At 44.4% G+C, this 18,967-nt stretch carries 15 protein-coding genes; 7 read left to right on the top strand and 8 right to left on the bottom strand.

The window, feature by feature from the left end; all coding sequences use genetic code 11:
• Window positions 1-34 precede the first annotated feature (34 nt).
• Window positions 35-847: a tetratricopeptide repeat protein gene (locus CH367_RS19300; protein WP_100764230.1), complete on the top strand. Its 813-nt coding sequence runs from the start codon at window positions 35-37 to the stop codon at window positions 845-847.
• A gap of 114 nt (window positions 848-961) precedes the next feature.
• Here the strand turns inward: CH367_RS19300 and CH367_RS20885 are convergent, their stop codons facing one another.
• Window positions 962-1,123 (bottom strand): hypothetical protein, encoded by a 162-nt coding sequence (locus CH367_RS20885; protein WP_165783345.1) that lies wholly within the window; start codon window positions 1,121-1,123, stop codon window positions 962-964.
• A 110-nt stretch (window positions 1,124-1,233) separates the two neighbouring features.
• Between CH367_RS20885 and CH367_RS19295 the strand changes: the two genes are divergently transcribed.
• The 4 genes from CH367_RS19295 to CH367_RS19280 all read left to right on the top strand — a co-directional run bounded on the left by CH367_RS19295 (window position 1,234) and on the right by CH367_RS19280 (window position 6,768).
• Window positions 1,234-1,824, top strand: coding sequence for an Asp23/Gls24 family envelope stress response protein (locus tag CH367_RS19295; RefSeq protein WP_100764135.1), 591 nt, complete (start codon window positions 1,234-1,236; stop codon window positions 1,822-1,824).
• A complete protein-coding gene (locus CH367_RS19290; protein ID WP_100764134.1) occupies window positions 1,821-3,152 on the top strand; it encodes an N-acetylmuramoyl-L-alanine amidase in 1,332 nt (443 codons plus the stop codon). The genes CH367_RS19295 and CH367_RS19290 overlap by 4 nt, the downstream gene beginning before the upstream one ends.
• Before the next feature lie 251 nt (window positions 3,153-3,403).
• Complete coding sequence (amt, locus tag CH367_RS19285; RefSeq protein ID WP_100764133.1) at window positions 3,404-5,764, top strand: ammonium transporter; 2,361 nt, start codon at window positions 3,404-3,406, stop codon at window positions 5,762-5,764.
• Between the two features lie 38 nt (window positions 5,765-5,802).
• The gene (locus tag CH367_RS19280) at window positions 5,803-6,768 is read left to right on the top strand and encodes a hypothetical protein (RefSeq protein ID WP_100764132.1); all 966 of its coding nucleotides are present in this window, start codon (window positions 5,803-5,805) and stop codon (window positions 6,766-6,768) included.
• Window positions 6,769-6,822: 54 nt separating this feature from the next.
• Here CH367_RS19280 and CH367_RS19275 read toward each other — a convergent pair whose 3' ends face one another.
• The 4 genes from CH367_RS19275 to lon all read right to left on the bottom strand — a co-directional run bounded on the left by CH367_RS19275 (window position 6,823) and on the right by lon (window position 13,368).
• Window positions 6,823-8,913: a methyl-accepting chemotaxis protein gene (locus tag CH367_RS19275; protein WP_100764131.1), complete on the bottom strand. Its 2,091-nt coding sequence runs from the start codon at window positions 8,911-8,913 to the stop codon at window positions 6,823-6,825.
• Between the two features lie 177 nt (window positions 8,914-9,090).
• Window positions 9,091-9,576, bottom strand: a complete 486-nt coding sequence (locus tag CH367_RS19270) for a Dps family protein (protein WP_100764229.1) — start codon at window positions 9,574-9,576, stop codon at window positions 9,091-9,093.
• Between the two features lie 103 nt (window positions 9,577-9,679).
• Entirely contained in the window at window positions 9,680-10,804 is a 1,125-nt protein-coding gene (locus CH367_RS19265) for a DegT/DnrJ/EryC1/StrS aminotransferase family protein (protein WP_100764130.1), read from the bottom strand.
• Between the two features lie 50 nt (window positions 10,805-10,854).
• Window positions 10,855-13,368: an endopeptidase La gene (gene lon / locus CH367_RS19260; RefSeq protein ID WP_100764129.1), complete on the bottom strand. Its 2,514-nt coding sequence runs from the start codon at window positions 13,366-13,368 to the stop codon at window positions 10,855-10,857.
• Between the two features lie 246 nt (window positions 13,369-13,614).
• On the opposite strand from lon, the gene CH367_RS19255 reads away from it, so the two are divergent.
• On the top strand, window positions 13,615-15,066 hold the full coding sequence (locus CH367_RS19255; protein WP_100764128.1) for a pectin acetylesterase-family hydrolase: 1,452 nt from the start codon (window positions 13,615-13,617) through the stop codon (window positions 15,064-15,066).
• A 77-nt stretch (window positions 15,067-15,143) separates the two neighbouring features.
• Here CH367_RS19255 and CH367_RS19250 read toward each other — a convergent pair whose 3' ends face one another.
• The 3 genes from CH367_RS19250 to CH367_RS19240 all read right to left on the bottom strand — a co-directional run bounded on the left by CH367_RS19250 (window position 15,144) and on the right by CH367_RS19240 (window position 17,974).
• The gene (locus CH367_RS19250) at window positions 15,144-15,737 is read right to left on the bottom strand and encodes a hypothetical protein (protein ID WP_100764127.1); all 594 of its coding nucleotides are present in this window, start codon (window positions 15,735-15,737) and stop codon (window positions 15,144-15,146) included.
• A 76-nt stretch (window positions 15,738-15,813) separates the two neighbouring features.
• Window positions 15,814-16,389 carry an Ig domain-containing protein gene (locus CH367_RS19245; protein ID WP_100764126.1) on the bottom strand — a complete coding sequence of 192 codons (576 nt, stop codon included), beginning with the start codon at window positions 16,387-16,389 and terminating at the stop codon, window positions 15,814-15,816.
• A gap of 103 nt (window positions 16,390-16,492) precedes the next feature.
• Complete coding sequence (locus CH367_RS19240; protein WP_100764125.1) at window positions 16,493-17,974, bottom strand: hypothetical protein; 1,482 nt, start codon at window positions 17,972-17,974, stop codon at window positions 16,493-16,495.
• 294 nt (window positions 17,975-18,268) lie between these two features.
• On the opposite strand from CH367_RS19240, the gene CH367_RS19235 reads away from it, so the two are divergent.
• A complete protein-coding gene (locus tag CH367_RS19235) occupies window positions 18,269-18,865 on the top strand; it encodes a beta-class carbonic anhydrase (protein WP_100764124.1) in 597 nt (198 codons plus the stop codon).
• The last annotated feature ends 102 nt before the right edge of the window (window positions 18,866-18,967 follow it).

The following is an 18,967-nucleotide window of genomic DNA, read 5'->3' as shown; positions in this document are numbered from 1 at the left end:
AGATTCCTGATTGATTCTATTGTTGAGAAATCACATGTTACCTATTGTGGCAAATCAAAAAGTCCTCTCAGGATCGTTTTTCTCCTCCTCTCGACGTTTCGTTTTATTTTTCTGCATCATTCTCGCTTTATCGGATTGTTCCGTTTATAGAAGAATCTTCCCTAAAGAAGATCCGTTTTTAAAATCGCTCAATCTTCCCGAATGGGTTTTGGAATCCAACGTAAAGCTCCGAGTTTTGTCGGGTTTGCAAGATCTTCCGAACCCGGAAGATTCTTTACCCGAAGACGAGATCGCAACGTTTGAAAACAGAGCGAGAAGAATTTTAGCGACTTCTCCGCAAGCCATGAAGGATCTTTTTGAAGCGACCGGTTGTATCGACGGCTCAAGACTCGCGGGGATCAGAGCCAATCGAATCACCGAAAGAGAAGAAGACGTTTGGTATGGAATCTGTCAGAACGGAAAAGAGGACGCGATCATCTTTCGTCTTTTTCAAATGGGCAACACCGATCTTTATCGAAAGTATGAAAAGGAAACTCTTCCGATTTGGGAAGAAGCGAGAAAACTCGCGGCGAACAATCCCGATAAGGCCGTGAGACTCGCCAATCAAGTCATAGAACTCGAACCCGCACATCCCGCGGCGCGAAAACTTTTAGGACAACTCTACCTCAAAGGCGGTTACTGCAAGGGGTCGATTCGCAACTACAGATTGTATCTCAGAGTTATGCCTCTTGCCGGTGACAAATGGAAAATACACGACGTGCTCACCGAAAAATGCGGAGAATTTTTAAAACCGGAACGCCAACGAGAGGAAGTGGAGCTTCCCGACGCGGACCCGGATGCTTTGTAGAGCCCAAACGTTATGCGGCCGCGCAAATCGATTCGTTTTGTTTATCAGTTAAGAATTTTCTAAATTAGAATTTTTGAAGTTTGCGGTTTATTAAACCGAAATCGAAAAACGAAACTAGTTCTGTTTTTCTTTGCCGACTCGGATCACGAGAGAAATCTTGCCGTCCGGTCTTTCCACAACTTCGAAACCCTCTTCTCTCAGAGTCTTTTTAATTTTATACATTCCGAGATTGACGACTTTAGAGCTTGAAAGCGGTTTTGGAGTGGGTTCTTCCATCCCTTTTTATATCGGAAATCGATAAGGCCGATCTTAAATCCCGAACGCGATTTCTTTACCGAAAGAAGGTTCCTTGACAAGCGTAAGCGGAGAATCTGTTATGAAATCGAATGGCATTTCGTGTCTTTTTTTACACAGTGGTTTTTATCTTTCTGGGAGGTTTGGCGTTAGCGGCTTACGCGCCCGATCTGTTTCAATGGGAAACCGTGGAATGGATCTACGAAAAAAGAACCTTCTTTCTTTTTTCCGCGATTTTTATCGTGTCCGTCGTCCTGATCTACCTGATTTATCTAAAGGCCAAAAGAGGAATTTTACATTCCAAAAGCAAAACCGAACTTCATCTTCAGGAATCCCTCAATGAGGTGGTTCAGGACAATCAGTCCCTATTCTCCTTTTTAAAAACCGCAAAGGACGGACTCGAAAAACAGATCGAATCCTCCAAACCGAAACTTTCCCCCGAATTCTTTTCGGCTTGTTCCGCCGAATTTTTAAAACTCACCCGGGAATTCGATTCCTCCTCGGATTTATTCCGCGAAATTCCTCTCGCGCCCGAAGAGGACGAGGACAAAAAGAAAAACGCAAAGAACTTTAGAATTTCCGAATATTCAGATTTAATCAACCGTCATAGAAAACTTTCCAGAACCCTCGAAAAACTACGAGAGGATCTGACCCGACTCCGAGACAAGGTTTCCAACGTATGAAATATCTTTTCCCCTTTCTTTTCTTAACGTTCGCTTTACTTCTCAATTGTTCTCCGCAAACGAAAGAAGTTTCCGCTTCGCAGTCGAACGGAATTCTCCCCTTTTTAACCTTGGGAATCGGAAAAGAATCCTTGGATTCGATCGGAAAAAGCAGATGGTCTTATCGGGTTAAGTCGATTCTTTTGCATCACACTTCCGGATTAAAAGCTGAAGAATATCTCGAGAAAAGTAAGTCCGGCGGATGGATGGTTCACTTCATCGTTTTGGAAAACGGAAGCGTCTACGGAGTGGAAGAACCTTCCAAAATTCTTTATAGGGCCGCGCCGGGAATGGACGAAACCGCGATTCACGTTTCTTGGGAAGGTGCAAACGATTCCGTTTTAAAAAACGAAGCGCAACTTAAGGCGCTCACCGAACTGATCCAGGGTCTTTCCAAAGAATATTCAATTTCTCTAAATAACTTCGACATATCTTCCGGAAAGGGAATTTTTACGCACACTCAAAGTAAGAAGAAGTTCGGGCGTTTTCTCGATACGGGAGAATGCGGAAGCGAGAAAGTTCTTTCCGCGGTTCTTTCCAAAGTCCAGGGAAAATTCTTTCCCGAAACCGAATGGAAGGATCGATTCGTTCCGGGTTGGGTTCTTCGCAAAGAAAAGTTCACGGATTCTTCCGGTAAAAAAATCGTTCCTACTTACAGCCACGGAAGAGGAAGCTCCCCGGCTCCGGTCGTAAACTTGGAATCTATCGAAAAAGATGGAAACGGAAAAGCTCCCGAAGAAAGAAGACTTCGTTACAATCATAGAGGAACGATCCGTCCCGATTGTATCGTTCTTCATTATACCGCGATTCCGGATTATCAAAAGACTTTGGATGTATTAGAAAAACGGAATCTATCCGCGACCTTTCTCGCCGATCAGGACGGAAAAACATATCAACTTTTGGATTCCATCTTTGATACCGCGGCCGCGGCAACCGGAACGAACGCAAATTGTTTTCAAGTGGAGATCGTCGGCAAGGACACGGACATGCTTCTTGCCAACAAGGAACAGACCAAGGCCGTCGTTCGTCTCGTAAAAGAACTTTCCGAAAAGTATAAAATCCCTCTGAACAACGAACGCGTCGAATCCTTGCGCGGGGTTTATTCTCATACACAAGCGAAGAAAAAATGGGGCGGTTCGATTTATCTCGACGGAAAGGATTTTGATCCCGGCGAACCGTATATGAAAGAGGTTCTGGATCTGGCAGGCGGAACCTTTTATCCGGAAGAAAACTGGTATGAAAGACAGAGCAACGAATGGATTCTTCTGTTCACTTCCTTTCAACCGTAAACATTCTCACTCAAACATTCTGATTTATAATTCGCGTTTCGTTTTCTCGTTGAATCAAGACGTTAAACACGATCGATTGAGTTTCGCCTAACGGATTTTACCGAAACGGGATAAAATTTTCATTCCTTTTAATTAATCGTTGATACCTCTTCCTTTAAATTTCTTTCCATACTAATCGACCGTAAATTCGATCGATTAGAACCCTAAAAAAATCCGAGTTGAAACACGAATTTCAACTCCGTTAGAACGATATGAAAAAACACATTCAAAACACTTTTGCCGTGCTCCCAATTTTCCTTTTTCTTCTTTTCGGCTTCGCAGAACCTTTGTTATCCGAATCCCCCGCGCAGGAACTTTCCAAATCCGTGGATCCGATCTGGATCATCGTCTGCGCCGCGTTAGTCTTCTTTATGCAGGCCGGATTTCTTATGTTGGAAACCGGATTGTCTCGATTGAAAAATACGATCAACGTCGCCGTAAAAAATCTGATGGATTATATCGTGGGAACGATCGCGTTCTTTTGTGTGGGCTTCGGTCTTATGTTCGGGCTTTCCAACGGAGGTTGGTTCGGAACCGATTCGTTTTTTCTGGAAGGTTTAAAGGACGGCAAAGAATTCGCATTCTTCCTTTTTCAAGTGGCGTTTATGGGAACCGCGGCAACGATCGTGTCCGGCGCCGTCGCGGAGCGCATTAAGTTTTCTGCATATTTAATCGTATCGGTTGCGGTTTCGATTTTTATATATCCGATTTTTGGTCATTGGACCTGGGGCGGAGGTTGGATCGCAAAACTCGGCTTTGTGGACTTCGCGGGGTCTACCGTAGTACATTCGTTAGGCGGATGGATCTCTTTAGCCGGCGTGATTCTTCTCGGCGCAAGAAAGGATAAGTTCAAAGAGGACGGAACTCCTCGAAAAATTCAAGGACACAATCTTACGTTTTCGGTTTTGGGAGTTTTTATTCTTTGGTTCGGTTGGTTCGGGTTCAACGGAGGAAGCGCCCTCTCTTTTACGGATCAGGTTCCTTTGATCATTCTCAATACAAGTTTAGCGGGAAGCGCCGGCGGAATTGCCGCGATTTTTATTTCATGGTTGTTTTATAGAATCGCGTCCGTGGAAGAATGTATGAACGGAGTTCTTGGCGGACTCGTCGCGGTCACCGCGGGTTGTCACGAAATTCAACCCTCTTCAGCATTGTTGCTCGGAGGCATCGCGGGCGCGTCGGTCGTGTTTACCGCTTGGATTTTGGAGAAGGTATTTCGTTTGGACGACGTAGTCGGAGCGTTCCCGGTTCACGGCGTTTGTGGGATGATCGGAACCCTTCTTCTTCCGGTTCTATCAAAGAATTCTAATATTCAAATATACTCACAGTTGATCGGCGTGGCCGTCTGCGCCGTTTGGGCGTTCGGCCTCGGTTTGATTCTATTCTGGATCTTAAAAGTTTCGATCGGCATTCGAGTCAACGAAGAATACGAGGAAAAAGGTTTGAACGTCGCGGAACACGGAGCGGGTTCAAGTTGGATCGATCTGATCCATTCTCTCAAAGATCTTTCCAAGGGCGGAGGTGATCTTACGAGAAAAATTCACGTCGACGCGGGAACCGAAGCGGGTGCGATCGCGTTTCTAATGAATCAATACCTGGGAAATCTCGGAAAGATGATCTATACGATCAAAGAAAAATCGGGCGAGCTGGAACATTCCGCTTCCGAAATCTCCTCCGCTTGGGGAAATATGAGCCAAGGGATTCAGGAACAAGCCGCGAGTCTCGAGGAAGTAACGTCCATCTTCGATTCTTTCCGAGAATCGTTTCGAAGAATCTCCGCTTCCGCCTCCGAACAAAAAGAGATCGAACAAACCTCCAGGAAATTGTTAAGCGAACTCGTTTCCGGTTTCCAACGTTTTAATATCGATCTGGAAAACGGTTCGCAAAAATCGGAAGCGTCCGTAAGAACGATCGACTCCAGTAAAAAGGAACTAAACAATCTCGAATCCGATATCAACGACATCGGTTCCTCCGCGAAGAAGGTGGAAGGTCTCGTTAAATTGTTAAACGACATCTCTACGAAACTGGGAATGCTTTCCATCAACGCATCGATCGAAGCCGCACGTTCGGGAACTTCCGGAAAAGGTTTCGGAGTGGTCGCTGAAGAAATCAATAAACTCGCTTACGGCACACAGGAAAGCACAAAGAAGGCCACCGAAATTTTGGGAGAAATTCAATCCTCGGTTTCTCGCGGTAAAACCACCGTTTCCAACACGGTTGAATTTTTCAAAAATCTTACGGATGAATTCAGCTCCATCGCTCGGACTCAAATTTCAATTCGTCAAAACAGCGCCCACTACTCGGATCTGATCGAGAATCTAAATCTTCTCAACGTTTCCATCACGGATCAGAGCGAAATCATCATGACCAACATTGAACAAAGGGTTTCCGAGATCGGAGGTTTGTACGAATCGGTCGAGTTTATCAACGGAGCGTTTCATGAAATTTCAGCGCAATCCGAAGAGTTAACCGCAACCGGAGATTTTTTAAAACAACTCGCGGGAATTCTCAACTCGCTCGTTCGGAATTTCAGAGTGGAGAAGGACGTTTCTCAGGAACTGATTCCGGGATAACAAGATTTCTTCCGAGAAAGGGATATAAGAAAAACTATATGCCGCTGAAATTTTTTTTGAGATCGTCTTTACGTTTGTTTCTTTTCTTTAGCTTGTTATCGTTTTTTTCCTGCATTTGGCTTACTGCGGATACACAACAGGTTCCTCTCAAGAAAAGAATTTTCCAGACGGAGGAGGACGTAATCTACAAGCCGATTCTAATACGAATTTCCGATGGAGCCCCTCTCATCGTTGGAGATCCGTTAGGCTCCTTGGAATGCGTTCATGAAAACGGTAAACGTGAAATTCCCGCGTTTGATATTTACGATCGAAACGAAACGTACAACGGAAAACCTTCGGATAAACTCCGGACTTTGATCAAAAACGCGATTCCGAGCGCTCTTTTTAAATCCGATTACTGTTCCACCGTCGAAACCAAAGAAAACGTTTATCTCGATGACAACAAATGGAAATTCCAACTTGAAAAATACGCGGAGATACAAAAAGAAAAACCGCATCTATGTCATAAGATTCGGAAAGTAAATTCCATAAATATAATACGTTCTAGATTTTCGGAAACTTGTATTCCAATTCCTAAATCCGAACTTACTATAGATATTAGCCGTCAAGAGGCTGTTTTGTTGGCGGAAGGGAAAATACGATTTAACATTCGTTATACGACTCGAAGTTTAGGTTACGGCCTGGGATGGATGTTTAACATCCTTTCACTCGGCTTCATGAGCTTGGATTCCCACGTTTACGCTGGTTCTATACTCAAAACAGAATCGGAAGTCGGAACCGAAAACGAAACATACGTTATGCGCTCTATGGGACGAATGAGAAAATCGGTTTGGAACTATTTTTTATGGCCGATTTGGATATTCAAACCGACGGAGAGAATTCGATTTGGAACGCCATTTTCCGATCCGGACGACACGATCGGGTTGGACGACTTTACACAAGAATCCACGAGACAAACATTGATCGTGGAATTTTTGGAAAAACGTTTACAGAATCGGAAATAATTTCGATCGAATCCGTCTTGTCACGTTAAACGCTTTTGTAAAGAAAAATCCGTTTTAAAACTTAAACTGGGAAAGAATCGAATTGAGCTCGTTTGCTTGACGCTGAATTTTTTCCGCGACTCTCGAAACCTCGTCCGAATTGGAAGCGATGGATTGGGATTCGGTCGTGATCAACTGAATCGTATCCGCGATTTGATCCGTGGAAAGTTTTTGTTCCTTCGTGGCTGTTTCGATTTGAAGCGATTCGGTCGAAACCTTTCCGATGGTTTCCGTAATTCCATCCACACGTTGTGTGTTCTCTTTTACGTTGTTCACGAGATCGACTACCTCTTGTTGATATCGATTCGTATTTTCTATCAACTCCAAAAGAAAGGTGACGACTGTGTTTACGTCATTCGATCCTTTAGTCACGGCTTCGTGTGTGTTGGAGACAAGACGTTCAATGTTTCTTACGCTTGTGACGGAACGATCCGCCAACTTGGAAATTTCCTCGGCGACCACCGCAAAACCTCGTCCGGCTTCTCCGGCGCGCGCGGCTTCGATCGCCGCGTTTAACGAAAGCAAATTTGTTTGATCCGATATTCCGGTGATCAACGTTGTGATCGAGTTGATTTGTTTCGCCATCTCTCGAATCTCGTCGATAGCCTTCGTCGCTTGTAGAATCGTTTCCTTTCCTTCCACCGCGGCCGTCGCCGTCTTACGAACCGAATCGCTTAAACTTACTAATTTTTCACCGGCTTGACCCATGGAAGTTTTCAACTCGCCCGATCTCACCTTCAAATCCTGAGCGTCTCTCGCTTCCCCTTCGACGGATTGAAGAACGTTTTGTAAAGAAGCCGCGATCTCTTCCAAGGCCGCTGAAGATTCTTCCGTTCCGGCCGCTTGGGACTGCGCGGATTGATTGAGATTTCGTATAGACTCCGTTAGTTGGTTTACGATTTGATTCGAGTTATGCGCCATCTTCGAAAGGGTTTGAAAAAGATCGGAAAGATATTTTAAGAATTCGTTTGCGGTGACCGTTATCTCCCCGATTTCGTTTTTGTAAACCGCGTCGATTTGAATCGTCAAATCCCGTTCGCCCATTGCCTGTTTCAATCCGAGCGTGATCTTATGAACCGGATCTATGATGGAACGAATCACAATAAAACAGAATATTCCGGTTACGGAAAGAAGAATCAAAAGACCGGAAATCGCGGTTACGATTCTCAAACGATCGGCTTTGAGTCTTTCATTGAGAAGAACCTGCGAAGTAGCAAGTAGGTCGCGTTCCAGAGTTTTGTATTCTTCGACAAACGCCAACATTCGTTTTAAGAATATGTCCGGAGTTTCCGAAGATTGACCCGAGAACGTTTTTTTACAACGATCCAAATTCTCCTTAACGTGTTTGTCCAAGTCCCCGATTCTTTTTTCAAACTTCTCTTTGATCGGTCCGTTTTGCGCCACCGATCTTTGTAAAAGCGCGGTCACTTCCTTTTGATTGCTTTCGATATGATGAATCTTGTTGGAAATCTGAATCGCTTCCTTGGAAAGAAAATCCGGGTTCGGTTTTTCAAGTAGTTGATAACCGGTCCCGCGAATCAGGGCGAGGTCGCTGATTATATTCGGAATGTATAATATATTAACGGACAAAACGTAAAAAGTTTCGGGATAAGAATCGAGGATCAGATTGGAGTCCTGGGCGACGTAGTCCTGATAATCCATCAACAACCGAAAGAACGGCTCGTGCGCTTGAATGACTCCTTCCACACTTAGAGAAGAGTCCGGCGTTTTCGGAAGTTTATTCCATTCCTTACGCATCGAAGCGAGAAACACCGGAGAATCTTTCATAAATCCTATTTCTTTCTCCAAGGTTTCAAGATGTGCGAGTTTATCCTCCACGTCCTGATTGCTTTTTTTCAAAACCGAAGCGGGGGTTTTTCCCTTCATCACATAAAAGAAATCCTTACGGCGATCCACGAATTTGGAATAGAGATCGATCGCGCCGAAAAAGAAATCGATCCCCAACACTTCCTTCTTCGTAAAATCGCTCTTATCTATAAATTCTTTTAAAAAGAAAAAACTCGCGAGAAGCAGTGGAATCAGAGTGGGAAGAATGACGAGAGAAAGTTTTTTAAGAAGGGAAAGATTGTATATTGTTCGTATCACGGCTTTACGATCCTTGAAGGAGGAAGAGTGAAGCCGATTTCGAGCTTATTTCAAGAAATTATTGCATAAGCGGATAATAAAAAATGATTTTACCGATTTTGAATATGTGTTTTAAAGAAAACGGGTGAATCCCCTTGCGAGAAAACACCCGTTTGATAAACGAATTCGGTTTAAATTTCAGGTACTTTTTTCGACAACGAGCATACTACGGAGCATCCACGCGGTTTTTTCGTGAATTTCCAGTCTCTGCGTAAGCAAATCCAAAGTCACTTCGTCACCACCTTCGTCCGCTACGGGAAGAAGCGTGCGAGCCGTTTTGATCACGGTTTCATGTCCGCTCACTAAATGACGGATCATGTCCTCTGCGACCGGAACTCCGCCTTCTTCGTGAATCGAAGTGAGCTTGCCCAAATGATGGGAAGAGCTGGGCGCATAAAAACCCAAGGAACGGATTCTTTCCGCGATCAGATCTATGGAAAGCCAAAGCTCGTTGTATTGTGTTTGGAACATCAGATGCAAAGTGTTGAACAGCGGACCCGTCACGTTCCAGTGATAACTATGAGTCTTAAAGTAAAGAATGTACGTGTCTGCTAAAAGTTTTTGCAACCCTGTGTTGATGGACTCTCTATTTTTTTCGGATATTCCTATATCTATGTCAGTCATATTCAGATCCCCCTGTTTCATTTTAGACCGAGGGAATAAAAGAACAAGAAAAAAGTTATATAATAAAACGGTGTGAAAGAATTTCCACACCGTTCGGTTTAAATTATTTTTTCTTGGAATTGTAAGCGCGGATCGCGGAGAAAACTTCCTCCAACTCTTCGTCTTTCATATAAGGAAACAAAGGATAGTTGAGCACGGACGCGCAGATTCTCCCCGTCGTATGTTTATCCCCGAATTTTCCCTTGATATAAGGTTTTGCTCCGGGTTGATCGCTCATCGCGCCTGGATAAATATTACCGAAACCGATTCCTTTTTCCTTCAGAACATCCTGAATCAAAGGACGTTCTTCCGGAGTGGAAAGAGTCACGTTGCAATATCCGTTTTCCTCGTAGTCCTTAGGCGGTTGAATCACTTGAATGCCGAGGTTTGGGAGTATTTCATAATATTTTTGTGCGGCTTTTCTGCGAGAAACGATTCTCGCATCGAGATGTTTCAGGTTGATGTTGAGAAACGCGGCTTGCAAAGTATCGAGCCTCGAGTTCCAACCCACGTCGCCGTATGCGTAATGAGAAATTCTTCCGTGATTGGAAAGCATTCTTACCTTGTTCGCGAGTTCTTCGTCGTTCGTAAAAACCGCTCCGCCGTCTCCGGCGCCGCCTAAAACTTTTGCGGGATAAAAAGAAGTGGTAGTGATCAAAGCGTCCTTGTAAATCGAAGCGCCTTTGTATTTCACTCCGTAACACTGAGCTCCGTCTTCCAGCAACGGAATTCCTTTCGACTTGCAGAGTTTGCGGAAATCTTCCAAACGGGAAGAACCCCAACCGTAAAGATGAACGATCATCGCGGCCTTCGGTTTCACTTTGTCCACGGCCTTTTCGAATTCCGCGAAATCCATCTGGAGATCGTCCGGATTCGTATCGATCGTATAAGGATCCGCGCCTACGTTAACCACAGCTTCAAACGTAGCCCAGAAAGTGGAATCGGGAAGAAGAACCGCGTCGCCCTTACCCACGCCCAATGCGCGTAACGCCAATTGAAGTGCGTCCGTTCCGTTCGCACAAGCGACCGCATACTTTGCATCGGCTTGCGCCGCTAGATTTTTTTCCAATAGGGAAACTTCTTCCCCGCCGATAAAACTCGCGTTCTTGCTGAGAATCTTAACCTTCTCTTCCCATTCTTCCAGTAGTCCCGGTTCAAACCTTTTGATATCGATAAATGGAACGCCCATTTGGCTCTCCTATATTTTTTTAAATTTATATTTAAGAATATTCTAAAATACTACTTCTTTCTTTTTTTCGCGGCCTTCTTCTTGGAAGGAGACGTTTTCTTTTTGGCGACGGGCTTAACCGGCTTTTTTTTCGAAGCGGTCTTCTTTACGGGAACTTCAAGCGCCTTCAACTTTTCGCGAAAGGAAGGATTTGCCTTCAGAAGAATCTTCTCGTCGAACATCAACGCGGCGACTTCCTCGTAACGACTTACCGGAAAAAAGGACATTCCCTTTTTGACGTAATCCGGAATCTCTTCCAGGTGTTGAAGATTGTCCTTCGGGTAGATGATCTTATGAATTCCGACTCGTTTTGCCGCGACGATCTTCTCACGTAAACCGCCGATCGCAAGAACCTCTCCGGTTAACGTGATTTCACCGGTCATTCCGTAACCCGCTTTGATTTTCACGCTCAAAGCGAGGGAAAGAATCGCGGTCGCCATCGTAATTCCCGCGGAAGGTCCGTCCTTGGGAGTTGCGCCGTCCGGAACGTGCAAGTGAACCATTCTTTCCGAAAACAATTCGTCATTACTTAAGAAATTTTTAATATAACTCAACGCGATGCTGGACGATTCTTCCATCGTCTTTCCGATCATTCCCGTAAGAAGAATCCCGCCCTTTCCTTTTACGAAAAGCGCTTCGATGAGAAGGGTCGCCCCTCCGACGGATGTCCAAGCAAGACCGAGCGCGGTTCCGGGAACGGAAGCCCGGACCATTCTTTCATCGGTAAACTTCGGAACGCCTAGGAAAGTTTCCAAATCCGTATCCTTTACGATCTTTGGAAACGGTTCCTTCTTTACGATCTTCATCGCGATCTTACGTACGAGCTTATCCGTGACTTTTTCAAGACCACGAACGCCCGATTCTCTCGAATAAGAATCGATGAGCGCAACCACGGCCTTTTTATCGAAGTCGATTCCGTACGGAGCGACTCCATTCTTATTTAAAACTTTTTTCCAAAGATATTTCTGAAAGATCTGAACCTTCTCATCCGTAATATAACCGGAAAGATTGATGATCTCCATTCTATCCAAAAGAATTCTCGAGATGGAATCGAGCGTATTCGCGGTCGCGATAAAAAACACATTCGAAATATCGAATGGAAGATCCAGATAATGATCCCTGAAATTTTTATTCTGTTCCGGGTCCAAAACTTCGAGCAATGCCGAAGCAGGATCTCCTTGGATTCCCACCGCGAGTTTGTCGATCTCGTCGAGAAGGATGACGCAGTCCCTTTCTTTTGTTATGCGAAGTGCGGAGATGATCTTTCCGGGCATGGAACCGATGTATGTTCTTCTATGTCCTTTGATCTCTGCCTCGTCCCTCATTCCTCCGACGGAGAATCTAAAAAACTTTCTTCCCATCGCTTCCGCGATGGACTTTGCGATGGAAGTTTTTCCCACTCCGGGAGGTCCGACTAAAAGAAGGATCGTTCCTTTCTCGTCGCTTTTCAGTTTTTTGACCGCGAGGAATTCTAAAATTCTATCCTTTACGTCCTCGAGTTTATAGTGATCGCGGTCCAAGGTTCTTTTGGCCTTTTCAAGATCGATCTCTCTGTGAACCGCGGGTTCCCAGGGAAGCGACTCGAGGATGTCCAAGTAATTTCGGATAACGTTATAATCCCCGGTGTTCGGATCGGCGTAAGAGAATTTATCCAATTCTCTCGTTACTTCTTCGATGACTTCCGGATCGGCTCCGATCGATTTCAAACGTTCCAAAAATTTCTCGTATTTCTTTTCGAACTTATCGTCCTTGATTCCGAGTTCGTTTTGAATCGCCTTGAGTTGTTCCCGAAGAAAAAATTGTCTTTGTTGTTTGTCGATCTTGTCTTGGATCTGATCGGAGATTTCTCTTTGTATGGATACGAGTTCGATTTCTTTTTTGAGAAAAAGAAGAACCTTTTCGATTCTTTCCTTCAATACGTTGGATTCGATTACGGATTGGTATTCTTCCTTTTCCAAGTTGAGAATGGAACAAACAAAATCCGCCATCTTTCCGGGTTCGTTTACGTTGAGCATCGTGAGTTTCATCTCTTCGGTAAACAACGGATTGTTCTGCGCTAGTTCGCGAGTCATGACGAGAAGAGTTCTCATCATCGCCTTGATCGTATTCTTAGGCGCGCCCGGTTCCTCTTCCGGATAAGAAACCTTTGCGATCAACGGATCGATGTTTACATACGATCCGATTTTAAAACGTCTAACGGTGTTGATGAGAATGTTCACCGCGCCGTCGGGTAGATTCACTTTTTTTAATATCTTTGCGACTACGCCGTATTGATAGACGTTTTCGGAGGTTTCCTTTTCATTCTCCTCGTCCTTTAAAAGTACGAGTCCCAGAAAAGAATTTCCTTTTATGGATTCTTCCACTGCCTTCGCGAATTTACCGCTCGGAACGATCAAGGGTGTGATGATCCCCGGAAATACGGGTCGAGACTTGATCGGAATTAAAAACAACTCCGGTGGTAAAATAGAGTCCAATGGAATGATTGGATTCTCATCAATTCCCGACAAATCCTCTAAAGGTTCCAAAAGGCCTCCTCAATTTTCGCAAAAAATACCGGCGAAGACCGGATTTTGTCCAGGTTCCTACACAGGAAGGGATTCTCAAATCAAATCCGACCCGTTTTCAATCTAAATTGGGAGGGCGGAAACGGGAGTTCCTGAAGTTCATTCCTCCGGATCTTCGATTTCCGCGGTATCGGTTGACTTTCATTCCATGAAATCCTATAATTGGCGAGTTCAAAAGAGAAACGAAGAGTGAGGAGTTCAAAAAAGATGAAACGATGGGCAATATACTTCATGGCGGCTTGTCTTGTTTTATCGTCTGCGGATTGTAAAAAAAACGAAGACGATACCGACAAAACAATCCTCGGTTTGGTTGTGGCGGACTTTTTATACAATCCCTACGAAAAGATCACCCCTTCCGCGGGAACGATCACGGTTGCGGGCGCGAGTTATACGAACCGGGCTTATTCTCCGGCATGTACGGGAGCGGACGGTAATACTACATTCTCCATTTACAGAAAGAAGGTGAGCGCTTCGAATAAAAAACTTCTCATCAACTTTATGGGTGGCGGCGCTTGTTGGAGCGCCTACAACTGTTTCGGATCGAGCACGACCACATATTTCAATCAGCTCAATTCCGTTCCGGATCTATTCGTCAAGGTCGCGTTCCAAGGTGTGATGAACGAAAAGAACGCTTCCAATCCATTCAAGGATTACGACGTGGTTTTTATTCCGTATTGTACGGGAGATCTTCATATCGGTTCCAAGGATACAACGTACACAAACCCGAATACGGGAACCGCGACTGTGGTGAAACACAGAGGATACGATAACGTTCTTGCAACTTTGAAGTATATACAATCCGAATATACCGGAGTGGAAACCGTTTTCGTAACGGGGCAAAGTGCGGGCGGTTACGGTGCGCTCTTGAACTATCCGATCGTAAGAGAAACTGTGAAAGGATTGAACGCTTCCGTAAAGATCAACATGCTTTCCGATGCGTCTAACGGTGTGGTACCGAACGGTTTCTTCAACCTTTTGAGCACTCAATGGGGAGCCGATCCGAATCTTCCGACTTGGGTGACCGGGATCGCAGGCAACTATCTCACAACGGGTACACCTTCGATTCAGGATTTCTTTACGAAGGTTTCCACATACTACACGGCTTCCGGAGATAAGACCGGACAATATACGGCGACATTCGACGGGAACCAAAGATTCTTTTATAAGGTAATGACCACCATCAACGCGGCTCCGACTTATACGGATTCGAAAACGACGGACCCTTATGATTCTTCCAAAACTTATTCTTCTTTATTCGGAGATACGGACGGTAGTTCGGTTCCCGATGGAACCCCCGCTTCCACGGACGGTTCGAGTTGCGGTTGGACACAACAAGCGGTCACTTCTATGAACGGAATCTCGGGAGGAACAACGAATTATTCGTATTACATCGCTCCGGGGGACGTTCATACGATCACCACTTCGGAAGACATGTACGGTGTGAATTCCGGTGGAACCAACTTCGTTACTTGGCTCACAACTCTTTCCACGGGAGTGAAACCGGGGAACGTTAAGTGTACAAGCAACAGCGGAAACTGCGCGACTTCGAATCTGATCAAGAGCAAGATCAATCTCGCATTAAGTGCGGCGACTTCGGATCAATCGTATCCGAGTTCCAAGAATTTAGTGACTACCTGCGGGACCATTACAGGTCTCTAATATAAAAAAAATCCGCACGGCCTTTCGATCGTGCGGATTTTCTGATCCAAATATCTTCTTTTTCTAAATTAGAAAAATCAGTTAGGCGTTACCGTCAGACGAGCCGCCGTTGTGGAAATGGACGCTCTCAAACCTTGGCATGTATAAGGGGAAGAGGAAGCGATCCCGCTCACCGTAAGCGTATATTGACTGTTCGCAGTCGCGTTGATATCCAAAGACGCTCCCGTCGTAGAGCTGGTCAGAATCAATGTACTACCCGGATCTTTCACGGTAAGCGAGAAATCGGAATAGTTCGAATTACATTTGCTGGAACTATGTGTTTGAGTTCCGTTGATTGCAGTCAGTTTATAACTACCCGCTTGTGTAAAAGTCAAAGTTGGTGTTCCGTTTTGATCCGCACAAATCGTCATACTCTGACCCGCAGGAACGGTGAAGCCGGTCGGACTTACGCTGAAACGATTCGCTCCGTTACATGGATTTAAGAGAACGGTCGCGAAGATAAGATTCTGAAAAAGTTTATCTGACTTTTCCTCGTCTGTTTCTTTCGGCTTACAGGAAACTGCGATCGTTAAAATCAAAAGACCTAAAACTAAACTTCTAGAAATCTTAAAAAATCCGAACGAACCTCCTGTGAATGTATTTGGGCAACTAACCTGATTGAATTCCTTCATTTCTATTTTCCTTTAAAAGGGTGTTTAACGTTTATATCTTTTCTGAGAGTAGCACGGACAAAACTTCTAAGAAAAATTAATACCCGCATTCGGAAGCGGAAAGACATCCGGACATAGTACTATAACAGAAGGATGAATTCGTACAGGAATAAGGTTTCGTAGTACAGCCGCCCGCGAATCCAACCGAGCTACATGTGAGCACACCGGCCGCGAGCACTTTAATCGATTTCGCTCCAGTAACGGTTACCGGCGCTCCGCCGTTTGCGGTTACGGACGCCGTAAAAGTAATCGCAGTAGGACCACCCTGAGCGGTGGGCGTTCCGGTCACATTCCCGGTGGAAGAATTAAAACTAAGACCGGCAGGTAAAGTAGACGTAAGAGTAAAATTATCGAACTTACAATTCTTATTCGCTAACAATTGCGTTTCACTCGCGGATGGGGAAGTAAAATGAATTCCTATAGAAGGAATCGCACTGCCAACCTGCGCATTGATCGTAGTATTGCTGGAAATCATAGTGATACTTGAAGGACAGAGAGTGGACAATTGTTGTAAAAGAAGAAGCGTTACGTTGTCGTCCTGCTTTTTCTTTTCATCATCGCAAGAAATGAAAATCGAAGAAAAGAGCAACAACGCTAGAATAGATTTTTTCAAGAGACAGATCCTTATTTGAAGTATTAGTAATTCATTCTATTTACTTTACTTCCAAGAACGGTCAGCTTACCTCGAATAAAATAAGGGATTTCGTATTTTAATTTTAAATATCCTTAATGATCAAATCCATCATACGGATAAAAACTTTGCGAATATCGTCTCTGGCTTCTTCTGAAGGAAGAACCTTATGATTCCAGATTTTTAATCCGAAACGAATGAAGAAATTGTCCAGAAACTCCGATTCCACGTGAGTTTTCAGCAAGGTTTTGCCCGCGTCTCGGCTCCAAGTAAGCGCGACCTTGGTTCCTTTGTCCCCGTTCGCATGAACGAGCGTTTCGGTGAATTCATGAATGATCGATTCGAGATTTCCGGGAATCACAAGATTGATCGCCCAGGTCGGAATCACATACGAAAAACCGCCGGAAACGTCGAACTTCTCGATTTTCTGAATCTTAAACGAAAGAGAACCGTTATCGGGATGATTTACAAAAACGCCCGAAAGAAGAATTTCAGGATTCTCTAATAAAAGACCGTAGAGGTTCGCTTCGAGAGAAACACGAACCTGAAACGGAAAATGATTCAAGGAAGGAATCGAAATCGCGTCTTCCGGAAAATGATTTTTAGAATCATAGGGAAGAATTTTTCCGTGTGCGGTCAAAAACTTAAACGAAATATCCGGGGTTTTCGAGTTTAAACGAATCTCAGCGAGAGTTTTTCCCTTTTGATTTTCGATCTTGATATTCACCCAACCCAAATATTTGATCGTATCGAGGTAATCGCCTAACTCTTCGTAGTCGTCCGCAAGATTTCTGGAAATCGATCCTTTAAAGTTGAATCGTGTGACCGCGGATTCTCCCTTACCCTCTTTTTCTTCCGAAAGAACCAAAAGAGAATCCAATCCGAAATAATAATTTAAGAATTTACCGAGATCGGGAAACGACTTGGAAAGATCGTTCAAAACCTTTCGCGCTTCGGGGTTGTTGATCTTTTTAAAGATCATCGAATTCGGAGCTTCGATTTGTTTCACGTTATGCGGATCCAAAAACTTCAAAGAGGATTCCATCGCCATCACCGCGTGTTTGTGCGTAAACGGTCCGAGATGAGTGACTAAATCCAAATTTCCGGAATAAGAAGTTCCGCTGTAAAGAGGTTTTGGATTGTGTTTGAGATCGAATTCCGCGCTGAAATCCCCGAAGGAAGGAACTGCGATCGTTTTCATTCTTTTTTCTTCGAGACTGATTTTATAACCTTCGGAGGAGAATTTTCCCTTATACGAAACCCAATGAGTTCCGTCCTCTTCCTTTTGCAAGAACTCGGAATGATAGAGTTTTTTCAGTTCGAACTTTTCGAGAGATGCTTCTATATATTTATGAAATTCTAATGCTTTTCCGTCGTATTGAACCTTCTTCGCGACTCCTCTCAAAAAACCGAGGAATTGTTTTGAGATTTCTCTTCCGTCCGGTCCGATGGAAGGAGGGATGTCCTTGAGCGACAACGCGCCTAAAACCGGAAAAACAAGAAGAATGGAGAATACGATCGCACCCCGAAGAATCAATCTTTGAACCTGAGCTTTCAAACCAACCACCTTTATATAACAATCGATATATATTACTGAAGTATTCCCCCAAACCTAATTCCTGATTTTTAAATTGCAAGATATTTTATAACGATCGCTACAGGAAAATAACAACGTGCGCTCTGTTCGGTTCTGAAAAAGAAGGAGTTCCCACATTCGCACAATCGATGATTCAAAATTCCAAGATAAGAATCTAAATTCTTCTTAATATCTCAAAACTTTTTCCTTTTTATTTGACTAATTTTTATTATAACATATTAAAATCTACTATAACGAACAATCTCAAAAACTGGAGGCCTGAAAATGTCTGAATTGGTTCGAGAAGTAGAATCTGCCAACGAGCAGTATTCCAACGAATTTGGTGAAAAGGGAAAATTGGCTCTTCCGCCCGGAAGAAGGTTCGCGATTCTAACCTGTATGGACGCAAGATTGGATCCGGCAAAATACGCCGGTCTTTCGGAAGGAGACGCGCACGTTATCCGAAACGCCGGTGGCCGGGCTTCCGACGACGCGATTCGTTCATTAGTAATTTCTTATAAACTACTCGGCACGAAAGAATGGTTCGTGATCCATCATACCGATTGTGGGATGGCGCTTTTTACGGACGTGATCATTCGTCGCCTTTTGGCGAACAGTCTGGAAACCGCAACCGTTGGCGAAGCGGGTTGGAAGGATATCGGCAAAGGTCCGGGTTCCAAGGAAGCGGAGTTCGTGAATTGGCTCACTTTTGAGAATGAATTTTCAAGCGTGGTCGACGACGTGAAACGGATCCGGAATCATCCTCTTGTACCGAAGAATATTCCGATCTACGGTTACGTTTACGACGTCAAAACGGGCAAACTTCTTCCGGTTCCCGAAGCTACCGAAATCGGAAAGGCTCTTGTGGAAGAATTCGCTTAACAAAATCGGATGCGTGCGTTTCGCGCGAGACGACAGATTCTCACGCCAAACGAAGACAACGATCGCGTGAAACCGTGTCGCATCCTTTTAGCTTTCGATTCT

Source organism: Leptospira barantonii, assembly GCF_002811925.1.
In the GTDB taxonomy this organism is placed as follows: Bacteria; Spirochaetota; Leptospiria; order Leptospirales; family Leptospiraceae; genus Leptospira; species Leptospira barantonii.
This window is presented reverse-complemented; position numbering and strand designations above follow the sequence as displayed.